The 18,239-nt window shown below is 38.8% G+C and carries 16 protein-coding genes and 1 pseudogene; 7 read left to right on the top strand and 10 right to left on the bottom strand.

Going from position 1 to position 18,239, the window contains the following annotated elements; all coding sequences use genetic code 11:
• Positions 1 to 40: 40 nt before the first annotated feature.
• The 8 genes from J8L70_RS02695 to J8L70_RS02730 form a co-directional block, all read right to left on the bottom strand.
• The gene (locus J8L70_RS02695; RefSeq protein ID WP_211053928.1) at positions 41 to 979 is read right to left on the bottom strand and encodes a DUF4097 family beta strand repeat-containing protein; all 939 of its coding nucleotides are present in this window, start codon (positions 977 to 979) and stop codon (positions 41 to 43) included.
• A gap of 9 nt (positions 980 to 988) precedes the next feature.
• Positions 989 to 1,465, bottom strand: a complete 477-nt coding sequence (locus J8L70_RS02700; RefSeq protein ID WP_211053929.1) for a hypothetical protein — start codon at positions 1,463 to 1,465, stop codon at positions 989 to 991.
• Positions 1,458 to 2,006 carry a sigma-70 family RNA polymerase sigma factor gene (locus tag J8L70_RS02705; RefSeq protein WP_211053930.1) on the bottom strand — a complete coding sequence of 183 codons (549 nt, stop codon included), beginning with the start codon at positions 2,004 to 2,006 and terminating at the stop codon, positions 1,458 to 1,460. The genes J8L70_RS02700 and J8L70_RS02705 overlap by 8 nt, the downstream gene beginning before the upstream one ends.
• Positions 2,007 to 2,223: 217 nt before the next feature.
• A complete protein-coding gene (gene rplI, locus J8L70_RS02710; RefSeq protein WP_211053931.1) occupies positions 2,224 to 2,676 on the bottom strand; it encodes a 50S ribosomal protein L9 in 453 nt (150 codons plus the stop codon).
• Positions 2,677 to 2,711: 35 nt separating this feature from the next.
• On the bottom strand, positions 2,712 to 2,939 hold the full coding sequence (gene rpsR, locus J8L70_RS02715; protein WP_002962753.1) for a 30S ribosomal protein S18: 228 nt from the start codon (positions 2,937 to 2,939) through the stop codon (positions 2,712 to 2,714).
• A gap of 12 nt (positions 2,940 to 2,951) precedes the next feature.
• Complete coding sequence (gene priB, locus J8L70_RS02720) at positions 2,952 to 3,269, bottom strand: primosomal replication protein N (protein WP_211053932.1); 318 nt, start codon at positions 3,267 to 3,269, stop codon at positions 2,952 to 2,954.
• A gap of 33 nt (positions 3,270 to 3,302) precedes the next feature.
• Positions 3,303 to 3,644 (bottom strand): 30S ribosomal protein S6, encoded by a 342-nt coding sequence (gene rpsF / locus J8L70_RS02725; protein WP_211053933.1) that lies wholly within the window; start codon positions 3,642 to 3,644, stop codon positions 3,303 to 3,305.
• 204 nt (positions 3,645 to 3,848) lie between these two features.
• Positions 3,849 to 9,152 (bottom strand): S8 family serine peptidase, encoded by a 5,304-nt coding sequence (locus J8L70_RS02730; RefSeq protein ID WP_211053934.1) that lies wholly within the window; start codon positions 9,150 to 9,152, stop codon positions 3,849 to 3,851.
• 203 nt (positions 9,153 to 9,355) lie between these two features.
• Here J8L70_RS02730 and J8L70_RS02735 point away from each other — a divergent pair, with 203 nt between their 5' ends.
• From J8L70_RS02735 to J8L70_RS02765, 7 genes and pseudogenes are all read left to right on the top strand, one after another.
• Complete coding sequence (locus J8L70_RS02735) at positions 9,356 to 10,201, top strand: MipA/OmpV family protein (protein WP_211053935.1); 846 nt, start codon at positions 9,356 to 9,358, stop codon at positions 10,199 to 10,201.
• A 1-nt stretch (position 10,202) separates the two neighbouring features.
• Positions 10,203 to 10,592, top strand: a complete 390-nt coding sequence (locus J8L70_RS02740) for a DUF3019 domain-containing protein (RefSeq protein ID WP_211053936.1) — start codon at positions 10,203 to 10,205, stop codon at positions 10,590 to 10,592.
• Positions 10,592 to 11,299 carry a response regulator transcription factor gene (locus tag J8L70_RS02745; protein ID WP_211053937.1) on the top strand — a complete coding sequence of 236 codons (708 nt, stop codon included), beginning with the start codon at positions 10,592 to 10,594 and terminating at the stop codon, positions 11,297 to 11,299. The genes J8L70_RS02740 and J8L70_RS02745 overlap by 1 nt, the downstream gene beginning before the upstream one ends.
• Positions 11,300 to 12,490 (top strand): ATP-binding protein, encoded by a 1,191-nt coding sequence (locus J8L70_RS02750; RefSeq protein WP_211053938.1) that lies wholly within the window; start codon positions 11,300 to 11,302, stop codon positions 12,488 to 12,490.
• A gap of 323 nt (positions 12,491 to 12,813) precedes the next feature.
• The gene (locus J8L70_RS02755) at positions 12,814 to 14,307 is read left to right on the top strand and encodes a deoxyribodipyrimidine photo-lyase (RefSeq protein WP_211053939.1); all 1,494 of its coding nucleotides are present in this window, start codon (positions 12,814 to 12,816) and stop codon (positions 14,305 to 14,307) included.
• Positions 14,307 to 14,452: pseudogene (locus J8L70_RS02760) on the top strand (DUF2256 domain-containing protein). Before J8L70_RS02755 ends, J8L70_RS02760 begins: the two are co-directional and overlap by 1 nt.
• A gap of 110 nt (positions 14,453 to 14,562) precedes the next feature.
• On the top strand, positions 14,563 to 15,762 hold the full coding sequence (locus J8L70_RS02765; RefSeq protein WP_211053940.1) for an alpha/beta hydrolase-fold protein: 1,200 nt from the start codon (positions 14,563 to 14,565) through the stop codon (positions 15,760 to 15,762).
• A 124-nt stretch (positions 15,763 to 15,886) separates the two neighbouring features.
• Here the strand turns inward: J8L70_RS02765 and J8L70_RS02770 are convergent, their stop codons facing one another.
• Positions 15,887 to 17,053 (bottom strand): FAD-dependent monooxygenase, encoded by a 1,167-nt coding sequence (locus J8L70_RS02770; RefSeq protein WP_211053941.1) that lies wholly within the window; start codon positions 17,051 to 17,053, stop codon positions 15,887 to 15,889.
• A complete protein-coding gene (ubiH, locus tag J8L70_RS02775) occupies positions 17,050 to 18,237 on the bottom strand; it encodes a 2-octaprenyl-6-methoxyphenyl hydroxylase (RefSeq protein ID WP_211053942.1) in 1,188 nt (395 codons plus the stop codon). The genes J8L70_RS02770 and ubiH overlap by 4 nt, the downstream gene beginning before the upstream one ends.
• Positions 18,238 to 18,239 lie beyond the last annotated feature (2 nt).

Raw genomic sequence — 18,239 nt, forward strand, 5'->3', positions numbered from 1 at the left:
GCAGGAAATCTTTTCCTGCTTTTTAGTGAATATTTATCGGCTACTGCTTGCGAAGTGAAATATGGCCACTAATTGTGTCCATTTCAATATCAGCATGGCCACCATTAACATTAAACTCAAGGTCACTTGACGGTCCGTATTTAGCTTTGTTTACTTTATCGCTAGTAATCTTATTTACAATTTTCCCACCAGCATGCGCCTCGATTTCAAATTTAGCAGACACCTCAGCTGGAAAATAAAAATCGGCATTACCACTTACCGATTCATAACGTACATCACTGCCATTTAGAAGTTCTTTAATATGTATTTCGGCTTCACCGTTTACGGTATTAATACGTAAATTTTTAATACTCGAGAGTTTAAAATCGATATCGCCATTTACATTTTCAAGGCGTACATCGTTTGCAGTCGAACTTGATTTTATATCACCATTGACTGCGCTAAAACGCAGTTCTCCACTTGACTCATTATCGTTAATTTCACCATTTACGGTACTAAACTGTATGTTGCCATTTAAATTAAGCGCATTGACATCACCATTTACAGTGGTCAGTTTAATATTACCTATCAGGTTACCTGCGGTTATTTCACCATTAACAACATCCACTTCAGCACCATTTTCAAGTATTTCTGCAGTGACTGATACATTAACACCTTCAAATTCTAAACGACTTTGCTTAGGCATAAAAATGGTTAAATTAGAGCCATCACCATTGTTACCCCAGCCAAGCTTACGCGGCATTTTTACAATAAATTGCGTGGTATTACCCTCAGTGTTAAGCTCAAACCCTTCAGCTTTATCATCTAACTCGCCCGATACCTTAAGCTCATTTTTATCCCAACCAGTGATACTTACATCACCACGCTGATTTTCAATAAATATGGTACCACCGCTAGGCACTTCTATTTGCTTATCTATTTTTTCACCGGCAAATACGCTCAATGGTAATATGCTTAATCCAAATATAATTACTTTCATGTCATTCCCCTAAATATGCTGCCAACGCGGTGCATGCACCTTGTTAATTAAATCGAGTTGTTGCTGATAAACTTGCGCTAACATGGTTAATAGCGCTTGATTGTGTGGTTCATTCTCAAGTGCTTTATTAATAGCTTGTGCTGCTTGTTCAAGCTCTTGTAATTGAATTTGCCAATTATCGGTTAAAGCATCTTGGCCTTTGTACTGCACTAACAAAGTACTTTTTTGTTTACTAAAGTAGTCATTCATTGCGATAACATCGTTCGTATTTTCATTTAAAACTAATACATTAAATGTTAAAACTGACGCAATAATACACGCTGCCATTGCCGTTAACTTTGGCCATGTTGCCTTGTTTTCACTATCAGAAGAGGTGTTAACAATCGCGTGTTCCACACCACTCCAAAGTACTTTATTAGGTTCTATTTCTTTATCTAAACTCGCTAACGAATCATTTAAATAGTTATCAAAATCGGGCTTATTCATAGTCGTACCACTGTTGTAATAATTGCTTTGCGCGATGGTATTGCGATTTACTAGAGCCAACAGCCATACCTAATTTATTGGCTATTTCTTCATGGCGATAACCTTCAATTGCATATAAAACAAATACCATTCGAGCGCGTTCGGGTAAGCGTACAATTAATTTGTCGAGGCCATTTAACCCTTGGCAAGCCTCTGCCGTTTGCTCATCCATTCCACTTTGTTCAAGGCTGATCACTTTATTTAACCAGTTTTTATGCTTGCGCACATAACTAATCGTAATGTTACTTGCAACACTATATAGCCAAGTAGAAAACTGTGAGCGTTCATCAAACTGTTTAAGTTTATGCCAGACCTGGACAAACACCTCTTGTGTTGCATCTTCTGCATGTGTTTCATCGGCTAATAAACGCAAACATAAGCCATACACCCGCTTTATATGCAGGTCATAAAGTGCCTTATATGCTTTTTGATCACCCGATTTAGCTCGCTCTATTAATGCACTATCGCATAATGGCGTTTGCTCGGGCTTAGTGTGTAACATCCGTGATGTCGCCTTTTAATTATTTTAGTTAGGGGCTGTTTACTTTTAAGGTAAAACAATCAAATCCTAGTGTATTGATTAGTTAGACGCAAAAACAGTAGAGAAAGGTTTAAACAAAATAATAAAAAGTTAAATAATTTTTTACAGGTGTACTTGAGAGGATTTTTGATACAAAAAAGCCGTGCAAATTGCACGGCTTTTTGGGCTTAATTAAAAATTAAGCTTCAGCAATAACGATTACTTTAATAGTAGCTGTTACTTCTGAGTGTACTGCGATTGCAACGTCAAATTCGCCAGTCTCACGGATAGTACCTAGAGGTAAACGAACTTCTGATTTTGCAACTTCAACACCAACAGCTGAGATAGCGTCAGCGATGTCACGAGTACCGATTGAACCGAATAGCTTACCTTCGTCACCAGCTTTAGATACTAATGTAACTTCAGCTAGAGCTTCAAGTTTGTCAGCGCGTGCTTGTGCAGCAGTTAACTGTTCAGCGATTTTCGCTTCTAAGTCTGCGCGACGAGCATCAAACGTTTCAATGTTTGCTTTAGTTGCAGGAACTGCCTTACCTTGCGGGAAAAGGAAGTTACGTGCGAAGCCAGATTTAACATCAACCTGGTCACCTAGGCCACCTAGGTTAGCGATCTTATCTAGTAGAATAACTTGCATGTTTCTACACCTTTTAAAAACTGTTAATCCGCTGCTTACTTATGTAAGTCAGTGTATGGAAGAAGGGCTAAGTAGCGAGCACGCTTAATAGCAGTTGCTAGCTGGCGCTGGTATTTAGCGCTAGTACCTGTAATACGGCTAGGTACGATTTTGCCACTTTCTGTAACATAGTTTCTAAGAGTAGCTAGATCTTTGTAATCGATTTGTTGTACGCCTTCCGCTTTAAAGCGGCAGAACTTACGACGTCTGAAATAACGTGCCATGAGATAAATTCCTCAATTAATTCTTTCTATATGCTGAGCATGCAAAACCAATTGGCTAAGGCCGTTACGACCTTCGTGGCGATTTAAAAAACCACTCACTTGCAATGCCTGCCCAACGTGCAAATGTTGAGTCTGTTGTTGCATTTGCTTACCGCTTGCAACTACTTGAAGCCGAACATAACTATTACGGTTAAGATCTGCTTCAACTTGCATTGATTTATGTTCTACAACAAAAATACAATGCGGGATGCCTGCGGGGCTTTGATTATACTTAGGTGTTTTACATACAACACCCGATATAACCAGCTGATTCATATATGGGCTAACCATTATAGTCATCTGCCATGCTAGGACTCAAAACAATTAAGCAGCTGGTGCTTCTTTCTTCTCTTCTCTTGCAAGAGGAGACGCTTCAGTTACAGCATTTTTAGTACGCATAACTAAGTTACGAAGCACTGCATCGTTGTAGCGGAAAGTAGTTTCTAGCTCGCTGATTACTTCAGTTGGTGCTTCAACGTTCATAAGAACATAATGAGCTTTATGAAGTTTGTTGATTGGGTAAGCCAGTTGACGACGGCCCCAGTCTTCAAGACGGTGGATTGAACCACCTGCTTCAGTGATAGAACCAGTATAACGTTCGATCATACCAGCAACTTGCTCACTCTGATCAGGGTGAACCATGAATACGATTTCGTAATGACGCATGGATATTCCTTACGGTTAATAGAGCCTTCTACCGTTTCGGCCGGTCGGTTTAAGGCAAGGAATTAATAGTATAAAAGCCGAAATGAGCGCGCATTTTACGCTTAGTTTGATAATTAAGCAAGTAAGTTTTATGAAAACAATGTACTTCGCCGTAAATAAAAAAAGGGCCTTAATTAAGGCCCTTTTGATAAACTCGTTAAAAGCTTATTTAATACTCTTTCTTCTTAGCATAACAAGGCTTGCTAGCAGTGCCATTATCCACGCCATAGAGCCTGAACTCTTCGACTCACCAGGACTAACGCTCACAGCATCTTCACTCACATTTACTGTCACATCCATTTCCATGGTTTCAATGTTGTCACTCACTGTTAGTGTAAATACATGCTCTCCAAGGGCTAAGTCACTCACCGACGTTACCGCTTCGTATGGAGATGAAATTGTACCTGGACCAGTCCATTCAAAACTTAACGTATCACCATCTTCATCGAATGTTCCCGATGCATCTAATGTCACGCTAGTCCCTGGTGCTGCACTAATGTTATCGCTTTTTACAATAACAGTTGGTGCATCATTTACATTTTCTACCGTTAACATAAATGAAGTACTTGCTGCATCCGTTGGCGTTTCAATATCAGCCACTGTCACTGTAATTTCAGTGTCACCAACAAAGCCTGCATCAGGTGTAATAACCAATGAATCACCTTCAATGACAATCGCAACATTTTCGCCCATTGCAGTCATTTGATTCGCTGTATTTAGCTCATCAGCATAGGCGACATCAACAGTAATTGCAGTGTCTTCCATCGTGGTTTTATCACCAATAGTACCCACGGTGATATTGCTAGCTACAGATAGCGTATGTGACAGAGTCATATCATCTTGTCCATCCATTGCTGCAACAGCAGTGAATTCAAATGATTTACCTGCACTTGATTGATCAATATCAGCCCATATTGTTACTTCAAATTGCGATGACTCAGGGCCGTTGTAATCCATACAAATAACAAGGTCATCAGTAATTACGTCAGCTAAGTTATCGTATGCAATGCTTTGCCCTAAATATTGCTCAAGTGGTCCATAAATATATAATGCACCTCTATAACCCTGTATACCGATGCTGCCACGGTCGCCCGTTGTACCAAAATCTAAATTGTCATAAGCAAAATAGATTTCATGCTCATTTTCACCAAAACGTGTTTTAGCATTTAAAATGATTTCAAAATCAAAACTATTATCTCGCTTAGTATAATCAAACAGTTTGGTATCTGTATCATAAGTAACATCACCGTAGTCAGCCGCGTTATCCCACTCGATAATCCCCCAGCCACTCTGTGTTGAGGCTAAAGAAATACCTTCAACTGTGCTTAAACCTGTACTCAAGATATCTTTTGATGAATTATCAATAGGTGTACCACGCCAAAGCGGTGCAAGACTTTCGTATGGAAAGCTATTATATGGCATTTTATAGTGCCATGATGCAAACACAGGCCCGTTCATAAGGTCAACTAAACCGTTACCACGAATATTTAATATACCAAAGTTAACATTATTGTTATCTGCATTGTTATACAGTGCATATTCGTCAGTAACGCCACCAAAGAAGGTGCTAACCGGTATTACATTACCATATCGAGATTGAACAGCGCCATTTTCATCCATGCCCGATAAAGCTGGGTAAATACCGAATTCAGATAAATTAATGTATCCTCCAGGATTACTGTTACCTAAATCTGGCGTTCGACACATCTCATCAGTAATGCTATCGGTAACAATGTAGTTAGCGACAATATCAGAGGTATCGGGTTGAATACCTGAAATAGTCAAGGTTTGCCCTTCTAAGCTTATCGACGTTAAATCATTATTTGAAGATAAAACATCCTCAACACCCACGCTCATTCCTTCAGGTAGCTCAGTGGTAATAGTAAAGCTTCTATCTGCACCAGAGTTATTAGCAAGCACTTCAAAAGTGTAAGGGACTGAATCACCTGCATTAGCTTTTTCTTGTGTTACATCTAAATGAATACGGTCACTGCCACGCTCTAACTTTAACGGTGTAGTACCATATACTCCGGCATTCACTTCTGAAGAGCCTAAGTCAACTAAAGTGTAATAAACATCACCTTCTTCCATAGGCATGTCCCAGTTTAGGGTCATACTAACTTCATTTTCACCATCACTAGGGCCTGCTTGTACTGTCATTTCAGTACTAATATCACCTGTAACAACGGCGCTTGTATAAGCAAACGTTTCTTCTTCGCCTTCTAGGCCCGCATCTTTTGAATTGTATATTATTGCCCAATAGGTTCCCGGCTCAGGATTATTTACATTACAGTAATTGTTGTAAATAATATGGTTAGACACACATAAAATCTCTTCTTGTGGATCAGGCTGACCATTTCCATTGTAGTCTTTACCTACGTATACGATCGGGCTACCAACATCTAATGTGCCTGTATAGTCTGACTCTACAACACCTTGAATTTCAACGATTAAGCGTTTCGCGCCCTCTGGCACTTCAATCATCTCAGTATGTGTTGCTTCATCAATACGATCTGCGTAGATATATTCTTCGCTAGACGATGTCCAAGGGAAGTCACTCTCATCATCTTTAGGTAAAGTAATGGTTTTAACTTGTGCATGAACAGGTTGATACACTCGACCATAAGGTGCTTCTGTGGCTGGGAACATTAAACCGTTAACTTGGTAGCTTCCGGTATTTTCATGTGCAGTAACTTCAAGTTTATCTGGCAATGTACCACGATCATATTTAAAGACTATTGGCCAACTTGCATCAGGCACCGTCTCATCTGCTGATTCAAATAATAAGTGAGAGTGTAGCTCTACCTCGGAATTACTAAACCACTCTTGCGTATCCATAATAGATGCAGTAACAACAACTGATTGGGTTTCACCTGCTTTTAAGCTAAATGTGCTTGGAGTAACTTCAATATTGACACCATTTTGAGCATATTGCTGGCGCATATCGTAGTTCCAGTTTAATACATCACCATGGGATACGTTCCAAGTACCATCTTTTGTTGCTTTAACTGTTCTTACCCACTGACACTCTGGAGCACATGAAAAATCAACCAGGTTTGGCATATTCAATTTATGCGGTGTTCCGCCGTTATATGGATTAGCCGCCATAAAGTTTTCTGCGGTTTCATCCATGATCAAACCAGATTTTGCTGCATTAGCAACATTTATGCGCCCAGTACCCGCACGATAAATCTCAGCTAAACCAATATCACCTGTATCTGAATTTAATCGACGGTATTGCACTACATTATCAGCAGTCATCGATAAAGCAGATTGAATTTCTGCAGGCGTCCAAGTTGGATGAGTTTGACGTAATAATGCCATCGCACCGGCAATATGTGGAGATGCCATTGAAGTACCACTTATAGAAACATAGTCGGCACCATGTGCAGCTGTAAATGGGTGTTCATCTGAATATGCTGCATAAATATTAACACCTGGGGCCGCCATTGCTGGTGCTAAAATTTCATCATTTGAGAAAGAAGGACCGCGTGAAGAAAAAGTGGCCAACCAATCAGCATCGTCTTCATTAATACGACGCTCAACAACTGTCGGCTTTATAGTGATCATATGACCTAATTCAGAATACGAATCAACCCAGTCTTCTAAACCTTCATCTGGGTATACGCCATTCCATTGATTATATGTAAAATGAACACCTGGTATTTCGTACGCTTCAGAAGTGGTTGATTGTGTTGTATCTTTATTATACAAAATAAATGCATCAGCACCACCAGCGACCACATTGGCAACCTTAGCTGTACGCGCATTTGCATTAGCATCGTCTGGGTCATGGCGTTGACAAATTACAATAACATTTGTACTTCCATCAGCCGCACCCGCAATTTCGCTACCATCTTTATAATAATTGAAGGTATTTTCTGGATATTCATCAACACAGTAACCATAGCTGTCTTTGCTACCTGATGCATCTACATAATCTTTAGCCCATACAACCACACCTGTAATTTCAGTGTTATTAATTGCACCACCCACTAATCCAGTGTCAGACCAAGCAGGCACTTCCGAGCCTAACTCAGGGTCACTAAAACCGGCATATTCGATGGATGTTTCTACCGCTATTTCACGTGCATGTGTGGTCGCAGCAACTTGTGCTAACCAAGGCGAAGAATTATCTAAATAACCAAAACACTCACTACCACATGAACCTGTACCATCATTACCGGCTGCTGCTGCAACATTAATTCCGGCTTCACGTGCTGATAAAAATGCAAGCTGTACAGCATCTGACCATACATCAGAGTCAGCGCCACCAATTGAAAAGTTAATGACATCAACACCATCTTCAATAGCATCTTCAATACCTGCTACTAGCGCTTCACCTGGACAACCTGAATACCCACTGTCATTAGTTGGGTAACACACTTGATATGCAACAATATTTGCATGAGGTGCAACACCTGAAATTTCAGGGAATAAAGCCTCTTTGATAACACGACCATCTGTATCATCGCCATAGCTGGCAACCATATATGGCACATCATATAATACGTTACCACCAGCTGTTGAAGCTACGTGGCTACCATGCCCTTGGTAATCTTCACCAATAGCAGGCCAACCCGCAACCATTGCATCATAAGATTCAGTAATAACATCGTACGAACGTACGCCGATTAACTTATCATTACATTGAATATCTTCGCTATCTTCTACACAGTCACCAACATAAGCTCCAGCTCCCCATGGGTTAGTATGGTCATACCCATCACCCCCTACATCAGCAAAAGAAGGGTGATCAGAATTGATACCGGTATCGATAATACCAATAATTTGACCTTCACCTTTATTATTAACACCTGATTCGACTGCACTGCCATCCCAAATTTCATCGGCTTTTATTGTTTTAGGGCCTTCATCTGAGAGCAGTTCATAATTTTTTGAGCGCATTACAGAAGATACGCGATCTAATTGACTAACTTTTTTAGCTTGGCTTTCGCTCATTTTTATTGAAAAGCCATTGATCGCTTTTGTAAATTGACGACGTACTTCACTTTTACCAATAGCACTACTAACTTCTTGAATAACTTCTTCTTGTTGAGTTAATAACGCTTTTTGGTAAGTATTAATTGCATCAACAACAGGCTCACCTTTAGAAAATAATTTAGTTGCCCCTGCGCTTTTTAATGCCATTGCGACTTGACTGTTTGTATCACGAGCAGCAACCGTAACAGGGCTACCATATAAGCGCACAATATAAACATTCTCTCCAGTTAGTCCTTCTTCAACAAATTGTTTACTTTTAGATGGTAACTGAACATTCAAGCCATCATTTTTCATCATGCTTCGCGAGCTAACCACTTCCTTTTGGAATGCTTTTAAGCCTTCCTGTGTAAAGTTTAATGGTTTAAGAACATCCTTATCAGACATAGTTGATGCAACAGCCGCATTTGCAGCTGCTGCGCTGTACAGCGCGACACCAATGGCTGAGACTAAGTTTTTTATTTTCATGATTCGCCTCGTTATAGTTTTTTAACCAAGTAGTGTGAATATTTATTCACTCTACTCTTGAATTTATTATTCAAACATATAACCTAAAGGCATACCTCATACTCAAATGTAGCATTTTGTACGTACAGTTAACTTCATTTAAATAATAGTTAACAATACATGTAATCTTCCCGCGTCTAAAAGACGAAAAACTAAGTTAGTAAATGAAATATATATTTAAAAAATTTGTAGTTTTAATTTTAGTTACGTTCGCCGCTTCTCTACATTTAAGCGTATATTCTCAAGACAATGTACACCTTGTAGAAACAAATGAATTAAATTTGAGTGTATCCGTGGGATTTGGTGGTTTAGAAAATCCGCTCATTGATGCTAAAAACACCTTATTGCCTGTAATACCGCATCTAAGTTATTACGGTGATAAATGGTACATAGAAGACTTTTCTATTGGCTATAGCTTAATTGAAGAACCTGGGCTGATTATTGACCTATTTACCGACTTTAATGAGGATGGCTTTTTCTTTGAACTTAATGGATTAGAAAATTTTTTTATAACCTCTCAAATACCTTCGGGGCCAGGTAAAAATGGAGGATTACCTAGCTATGCAAAACCGATTGAGCGCAAAGTATCCTACCTTGCCGGAGTGAGTATTTTGATACCTAATGAATTTGCCACACTAAAATTCTCTCATCTGCGAGATATATCAGGTGTACACAATGGTTACGAAACGCATATTTCATTATCAAAGGTATATAGCCTTTTTTCAGGAGATTTAGCGCTTGAGCTAGGTGCAAAATCTAAGGATGATAAAATTGCTAATTATTATTACATGGTTCGTCCTGGCGAATTTTTAACTCGAATCTCTTCTTACTCAATAAATACGATTTATAACTCTCACATGAAATTAGCCTATTGGCGAAAAATCACAAATGACTGGGCACTTGATTTACAACTAACGCGAACACGTTTAGATAGCGAACTTGCTGCTACGCCTTTTATTAAGCAGCAGTACTATTATTCTGGATTCATAGGGTTTCACTACAGGTTTTAATATGCAAATTTACAAAATGCTTATTTTACTAATGCTAGTTGCAGCCCCAGGGTATGCAAAGCAACGACAACCGTTAGATCTTAGAACATCACCAACTACCTGTATTTACGAACCTGCTGATGCATTTTGCGAATTTGATCTTAATATCAATTTTGATACCAGTGACTACGATGAATTATGTTTAGAAATTCCTCAGCATCCTAAATTTACGCAATGTTTTAACAATAAAAATAGAGTCAGCAAACGCCTTCACTTTCAAACAATAAGTAACATAACTATAAAAGTCGTTGACCCAAAAGCACAAAAAATTGTGGCTAAAAAGACAGTCACAGTAGGCCAATACCAACAAAAAAGTTACCGTGTAAAGCGCCGGTTTGGTTGGAGTTTGTAATGAACCACATTTATTTAATTGAAGATGACGTTAAATTAGCAAAATTAATTCAAATGTTTTTACTAAAACATGGTTACACGTTAGATGTGTTTAATAGTGTAACGGCTTATCAAGATCACCAAGCGACGTTTATTCCTTCGCTCATTATATGCGATGTTATGCTACCCGATGGCAACGGCTTTGAGTTATTTAAGCAACTACAAAATGAACACACCTGCCCTATTATATTTTTAACCGCTTTAGATTCAAATCAATCGCAAATAAAAGGATTAAATTTAGGCGCTTGTGATTACTTAGTTAAACCTATTATGCCTAATTTACTATTGGCAAAAGTGAATGCTATTTTACGACAAAGTACAATAAATAATCAGCATATTAGTGAGTACAAACAACTTACGTTAGATCATCAAAATAAAACCATAAGCTTTGCAAAGCTCGATCTTAATTTAAACGAAAATGAATATGAAATAGTGGCATTTTTAGTTAAAAACGCCCCTCACCCAGTATCACGTGAAGTGCTATTTCAACATGTTATTGGCCGAGAGTACGATGGCTTAGACCGAGCAATCGATTTAAAGGTGAGTAGATTGCGTAAAAAGCTAACGGCCTTATTTAATGCAAGCTACGAGCTCAACTGCCGATTAGATATAAAATCGGTAAGAGGAAAAGGTTATTGCTTAGATATACAAACAGCTAGTGACCAATAAATGAACCAGCAATTTCTTAGACTTTATATACTTTTTACTGCCAGTTTAATTATACTTGTTATGGTATTTGGCCAGCTATACAACCAGCTTTTTTATAATGATGTTCCAACAATTCAATTAAAAGTAAAAGATTTTCAGCAGTTTATTGAGAACAGCGATAATAAAATTCAAAATACTTCACTTAGCACCCTAGCAATGCCAAAATCACTTAAAGAACAGCTGTTAAACGATGGCATTTTAAGTGTGAAGCATAATAACCAAGAACTAATCTATTTAATTAACCAAGTAACTCAGCAAGTTCATATTGTTGGCCCTTTAGATATTTATCAACCACAAGATAATAATATTATTGGCTTTTTAGCGTTTTATAGCCTACTTGGTTTAGTTGTTTTACTGCTTATTCGTCCAGTATTTAGGGATTTAAGTAAATTACAAAAAGCAGCAAAATCGTTTGCTGAGCACCCACGAAAAATCAACGTACATTTACCTAAAAAGTCATCGATTACTCCGTTGTCAGATACTTTTACCAGCATGTCTGAGCGCATTGAACAATTTATTGGCCTACACCAGGATTTATCTCGGATTATATCGCACGAAATACGCACTCCGCTTACGCGTATGCGCTTTGCTTTATCATTATCTGATGAACCTACATGCGATCAGCTTGAACACGATATAAACGAAATAGAAAGCCGCCTTGAGCAATATTTAAGCTTTGCGAGAATAGAACATCAAAATGAGTTATTTCAACAACAAAGGATTAATTTAGGTGCTATTGTTAAAGCCGAAATAGATAAATTTTCATTGTACGATACGATCACCTTCAATTTTAAAAATAACGTGCAATGGGTGAATTGCGAATCTACTTATATGGCAATTGCAATACAAAATTTATTAATTAATGCGACAAAATACGCAAAAAATACAATCACGTTATGTAATCAACTGACTTACGATGGTTATGAGTTAAGTGTAGAAGATGATGGCATGGGCTTGCCGGTAAATGCCGATGCACTAATCAATCCATTTCAGCAAGGGCAAGATGATAACCTAGCCAGTGGCTATGGCTTAGGGTTGTACATAGTAAAACGCATTATTACTTGGCATGGCGGTACTATTACACTTAAAAATAGCCCACAAACAGGCGGTGCACTGATTATACTTCGCTGGCCTAGAATAAAAAGTACCTAAACGTTAAGCTGCTTCCTAAGGTATGTTGAGCTTAGTAGGTTATGAGTTCCCCCCCATAATTTAATAGTGACGTACTGAAATATTAATAATGTGCAAATTTGGGATTCATCGCTATTTGTTAACGACTCAATAAAACACTCTCTTCCCTTTCTCAAGCTCGATAATCATTTACTCAATAATTAAAAACGTCTTGTTAATATTTCAAATAAGTTATTAAAAACTAAACGCCCCTCCCTTGTCGTTCGTATTAAATCAACATAGCCACTTTTAATAGTTATTAGCTAATTAACAGTGCGTATTTCAGTAAAAGGTTTGTTTTAAATATGAAAAATAAAATTAATATTGTTTGGTTTAAACGTGATTTACGACTCTCCGATCACCCGCCTTTAAAGCATGCTTTTGCAAGCTCACTTCCTACACTGTTAATTTATAACTTTGAACCAATTTTACTCCAAGACCCTCACTATAGTGCACGTCATTGGCGTTTTGTGTATCAATCTATTAAAGATATGAACAACCAATTAGCTCGCTTTAATACCAAGGTGTATTACTTTAATTGTGATATGCAAATGTTGCTTAATAATATAAGTGAACAATTTGATATTGATACGATCTTTAGCCATCAAGAAATAGGTTTAGAGATTACGTTTAAACGCGATATAGCAATAAAAAAATGGTGTAACAAGCAACAAATAAAATGGTACGAATTTCCCACGGGCGCAGTGATCAGGGGCAGCAAAAACCGAGACGACTGGGCTAATAAATGGCATAAAACCATGCAAAGTGAATTGGCAGTGCCAAATTGGCATGCAGTTAATAGCCTACCGTTACAACACTACCAAGCACCGTTACTCCCGTTAGAGTTCACGCAAATCAACGATAACTTTCAAATAGGTGGAGCCAAGCATGCACGCAATTTATTACATAGCTTTTTTAATGAACGAGGAAAAGGATATCAAAAAGGCATCTCTAGCCCCAGTTTAAGCCAAGTTCATTGCTCGCGCCTTTCACCGCATTTAGCGTGGGGAAATATAAGTATAAAACAAGTTTATCAGCAAGCTATTGAGCATTATCAAACTAAAAAAAGTGGTTGGCGACGCCCGTTGTCAGCATTTATTTCTAGGTTGCATTGGCATTGTCATTTTATGCAAAAATTTGAAAGTGAATGTTCAATGCAGTTTTCCCCTTTAAACAGTGCTTACCAACACTTTCCTTATCGACAAGATAAACAGGTTGAATTGGATTTACAGCGCTTTGCCAATGGACAAACGGGCATTCCTATTATCGATGCATGTATGCGTTGCTTAAAACACACCGGTTATATTAACTTTCGTATGCGAGCGATGTTAGTTAGCTTCGTTACACATCATTTAAATATTAGCTGGCAACAAGTAAGTTTAATTCTTGCTCGCTATTTTTTAGACTTCGAACCCGGTATTCATTACCCTCAAATACAAATGCAAGCATCGGTAACAGGCATTAATACGATAAGGCATTACAACCCTATTAAACAATCTCAAGATCAAGATACACAGGGCCTATTTATCAAAACTTGGTGCCGTGAACTGACTAAACTCCCTGTTGAATACTTGCACCAACCATGGCAACAAACGCCTATGGAAGCATTGTTTAATGATTTTAAATTAGGTGAAGACTACCCTCTTCCTATGATTGACTTAACTCAGGCATCTAAAAAAGCAAAACAAAGGTTATGGCAATACCGTGAACGTCCCGATGTCATATCTGCTATTGCTCAGATATTAAAAAAACATGTCAATATGCATAATTCAAAACAACAACTTAAGCTCGATGAATAATGGCCCATAAAAAATGTAACTTACCCCATAAAATATGCCCAATTTGTCATCGCCTTTTTATGTGGCGAAAAAATGGCATCGCGATTGGGAGAATGTTGTTTACTGCAGTCAACGTTGTAAAAAGCACCAAATTAACAACCGGTAAATGTGAGTGTCTGCTTAAGTTTTCTTTATTGATGTGCCTAAAAAAGAAACATTTACCCAATCTATAAACCATGCCATTATAAAGTAACACATTATTAAATAAGGATATTTATGAAAACTATACTATCGCTTATATTTATACTTACGTTTAGCACGCCATTTTTAAGTCATGCAAAAATCAATACAACCGGCATATCCATTGGTAAAAAAGTTATTTTACAATCCAAAATACTTAACGAAGAAAGGCCTATCAGTATATTTATACCTGACACGGTAAAAGATGATCAGCCCCTGTATGTTATTTATTTACTTGATGGTGTTGAACATTTTCATACAGCATCCGGTGTTATTAAATCCCTTGTTGATTACGAGCAGATACCTAACGCAATGTTGGTTGGTATTGATACAACCCACCGTGTGCGCGATTATTTACCCAAAGTACAAGGTGAGCCTAAAACTGAGTTTCAAACCTTTGTTAAAAATAAATGGCCTGAGGCTGGGCAAACCGACAATTTTTTAAAGTTTGTGTCTGACGAACTCATGCCCTATATAAACAGTAATTACTCTACTAACGGCTACAACACCTTAATTGGTCACTCTAACGCAGGGACTTTAGCGCTTTATACTTTAGTTAATCAGCCGGAATTATTTAACAACTACATAGCTATAAGCCCAAACAGTTGGTGGAGTGATGAAGAGTTAAAAAATAATATTATTAAATACACTAAAAACCCTAAAGGCGCTCAAGAGTTATTTATTAGTGTCGCAAGCGAAGGTGCACGTTTTTATACTGGTGTACTCAATACTTTAGTAAATTTAGAGCAGCAAACGCCATCGCAGCTAACATGGGAATATAAACATTACCCTGCTTTTACTCATATGGGCACCATACTTCCAGCCCTTAGCGATAGCTTAATTCACTTATTTCGTGATTTAATATTTAAAGTGACTGACGAGCACGGAAAATTTTCAGATGTGTCGCTTATTACAGGTTACTACCAAGCACTGAATGATAAATACGGTTTTGACGTTAAAATTCCACAAGATGTATTTGTAGAATTTGCCCATAACCAGCAAAAATTTGGTAACACAGCTAAAGCTATCGCCACCCTAAAACGCTTTACTCGCGATTACCCTAATGCTGCATACTCTCACATGCGATTATCGCAAGGATACACGGCTAACAAACAGTTTAAAGAAGCGGTGACCAGTATGAAACACGCACTAGAGCTGGCTAAGAAAAACTCACGCGACCCACTGCTAATTGATGCACTACAAGATATGGTGAAAAAAGCCCAAGCCAATTTGTAAACTAACGGCCTCTCAAAATAAAAAACCGATGCTTAAACTAAGCATCGGTTTTTCTTTGCTGAAAGCTAAAAACTAACCACTTTACTTTACCTGTTAGGTTTCACTTCGCTTTTCCCAACCTACGTTATTTTCCTATCGCTTCTTTGGCGAATAGATGCTTTATTGGGCCGAGATTATCAACGAGTGACAGCCCGACTCCACGAATAAGTTTTTTAACAGGGTTTGCCCCTTCAAATAACTCTTTTAACCCTTGCATCATGGCGATGTGTTTTTGTGCGTCAAGCTTACGGGTACGCTCGTAATCGCGAAGTGTGCGGGTGCTTGCAAACTCTTTATTATCACTTGTCAGTAACTCGATTAAATACGCGGCGTCTTTTAGGCCTAGGTTCATCCCCAATCCTGCAAGCGGATGGATGGTATGCGCTGCATCGCCCATTAACACGACTTTGCCGTTAACCCATTGTTGGGCGTAGCGCATTTTAAGTGGAAATGCTGCGCGTTTGCTTTGTACCTCACACAAACCACATTGACCATCTATTGCGGCCATCACGGCTTTATTGAAATCAGTGTCATTCATCGCTAATAACTCATCACAGTGCGTGGGGCTAGTAGACCACACTATCGAATGGGTATTTGCATCACTTAGCGGTAAAAACGCCAGTGGCCCGGTAGGTAAAAATACTTGGCGTGCAGTGTTTGTGTGCACTTCTTTGGTTTTAACCGTAGCAACGAGTGCATGGTGGTCATAATCTTTAAAGCTCAGCGCCATATTAAATTGTTTACGAATAGCCGAGTTAGCGCCATCGGCTGCCACCAGCAACTTAGCAATAATTGGCTCACCGCTTTTAAGCGTTATAAATACATCAGACTCACTTTGATGTATTTGCTGGTACTGGGTATCAAACATCAGTGTTGCACTGCTTTGCTGCTCTAACTCTTTTATTAAGGCAAAACGAATAATATCGTTTTCAACTATATGACCTAAATGTTCAAGCTCAAGCTGTTCGTTATTAAAGGTTATTTTGCCAAAGCTGTCGGCATCGCGTACATCCATATGCGTATATGCACAGCTTCGTTGTGCCATTATATGTGGCCATACATTTAATTGCTCAAACAAGGTTTGGCTTGCAATGCTCAACGCACTCACTCGTAGTGCATATTCATCCGCAGGTGGGGCTTGCTTGGAGGCAGCATCAATTACAACAACGCTTACATTGGCTTTTGCCAGTCCTAGCGCGAGGGTTAAACCTACGCAGCCTCCACCCACTATACAAACCTGTACTTGCTTCATAACCGTGTACCTTGTTTTACTTGTCCCATTAGCTGTTTGGCCAATGGGGCTTTTAATGCCGGAAATAAATCCATTGAAAGAAGGCCTAAGCTACGCCCTAACGCAAGAACGCGTGACGAATTTGAAAAAAGCCTAACTAAAGAGTCTGTCAGCATCATTACCGTATTAATATCGCGGCTGCGCTTTTGTGAATACTCACGGGTAAACGCATAACAGCCTAACTCATTTTTACTTGTAGCCACTAAATCACTCAAAGCTTGTACATCTCTTAACCCTAAATTAAAGCCCTGTCCTGCGATTGGATGGATTGCATGCGCGGCGTTACCAATCACAACCGTTCGATGTGCCGTTAATGCATCAGCTTGGCCGTAAACTAAAGGATAATTAGCGCGTTTTCCTACTTTTTTAAAAATGCCAGCACGAAAACCAAATGCCTGTTGAAATGCATTTATAAATAGCGCATCGTTTAATGCCATATACTCAGCTATTTTTTGCTCTGCCATACACCACACTAGCGAGTAACGATTATTACTCATTGGCAATAAAGCCATTGGTCCATACTCGGTAAAGCGTTCGAAGGCATGGTTATTATGGCCATTTTCTACTTCAATATTAGCGATGATCGCCCCTTGTTTATAAGGCGCTGTTTTAAAGGAAAGCCCAAGTAATTCACGTGTTTTTGAATGAGCGCCATCGGCAATAACGACCAACTTCGCACTAAGTTGTTCATGGCTATTAAGGGTCAATGTATTATTATCTGCACTTTGTTTTATCGCTATGACACTGTCAGGACAATACAAAGTAACGCGAGAGTCTTCTAATCGCTGATACAATAAGCGCCCAAGAGGGTTTACTTCAACCACATAACCCAGCGCAGATTTTGCAAACTCGTCACTGTTAATTTGCGCTTTACCAAAATGACCTCTATCAGATACATTAACGTGCTTTATAGCTGCGCTATAAGAGGCATTCGCTTGAAATAGATTGAGGCTTTGTAAGTACTCTACCGATTGCTGTGCAAGCGCAATACTACGATCATCAAAGCTTGGGTGGCATTGCTGTGTCACCTCATTGGCTTCAACAAGGGCAATACTCACCGATGGATTTGCTTTTAATATACTCAAAGCACAGCTTGCCCCTGCTAACCCACCACCAATAATCACTATATCAAACGGCTTCGCCACTT

Origin of the sequence: Pseudoalteromonas sp. MMG010 (genome assembly GCF_018100905.1) — a bacterium.
Lineage (GTDB): Bacteria > Pseudomonadota > Gammaproteobacteria > Enterobacterales > Alteromonadaceae > Pseudoalteromonas.

What these genes read in the sequence shown, in the direction of transcription:
- J8L70_RS02695 (WP_211053928.1), bottom strand. Translation starts at nt 979, where the DNA reads ATGAAAGTAATTATATTTGGATTAAGCATATTACCATTGAGCGTATTT.
- J8L70_RS02700 (WP_211053929.1), bottom strand. Translation starts at nt 1,465, where the DNA reads ATGAATAAGCCCGATTTTGATAACTATTTAAATGATTCGTTAGCGAGT.
- J8L70_RS02705 (WP_211053930.1), bottom strand. Translation starts at nt 2,006, where the DNA reads ATGTTACACACTAAGCCCGAGCAAACGCCATTATGCGATAGTGCATTA.
- rplI (WP_211053931.1), bottom strand. Translation starts at nt 2,676, where the DNA reads ATGCAAGTTATTCTACTAGATAAGATCGCTAACCTAGGTGGCCTAGGT.
- rpsR (WP_002962753.1), bottom strand. Translation starts at nt 2,939, where the DNA reads ATGGCACGTTATTTCAGACGTCGTAAGTTCTGCCGCTTTAAAGCGGAA.
- priB (WP_211053932.1), bottom strand. Translation starts at nt 3,269, where the DNA reads ATGGTTAGCCCATATATGAATCAGCTGGTTATATCGGGTGTTGTATGT.
- rpsF (WP_211053933.1), bottom strand. Translation starts at nt 3,644, where the DNA reads ATGCGTCATTACGAAATCGTATTCATGGTTCACCCTGATCAGAGTGAG.
- J8L70_RS02730 (WP_211053934.1), bottom strand. Translation starts at nt 9,152, where the DNA reads ATGAAAATAAAAAACTTAGTCTCAGCCATTGGTGTCGCGCTGTACAGC.
- J8L70_RS02735 (WP_211053935.1), top strand. Translation starts at nt 9,356, where the DNA reads ATGAAATATATATTTAAAAAATTTGTAGTTTTAATTTTAGTTACGTTC.
- J8L70_RS02740 (WP_211053936.1), top strand. Translation starts at nt 10,203, where the DNA reads ATGCAAATTTACAAAATGCTTATTTTACTAATGCTAGTTGCAGCCCCA.
- J8L70_RS02745 (WP_211053937.1), top strand. Translation starts at nt 10,592, where the DNA reads ATGAACCACATTTATTTAATTGAAGATGACGTTAAATTAGCAAAATTA.
- J8L70_RS02750 (WP_211053938.1), top strand. Translation starts at nt 11,300, where the DNA reads ATGAACCAGCAATTTCTTAGACTTTATATACTTTTTACTGCCAGTTTA.
- J8L70_RS02755 (WP_211053939.1), top strand. Translation starts at nt 12,814, where the DNA reads ATGAAAAATAAAATTAATATTGTTTGGTTTAAACGTGATTTACGACTC.
- J8L70_RS02765 (WP_211053940.1), top strand. Translation starts at nt 14,563, where the DNA reads ATGAAAACTATACTATCGCTTATATTTATACTTACGTTTAGCACGCCA.
- J8L70_RS02770 (WP_211053941.1), bottom strand. Translation starts at nt 17,053, where the DNA reads ATGAAGCAAGTACAGGTTTGTATAGTGGGTGGAGGCTGCGTAGGTTTA.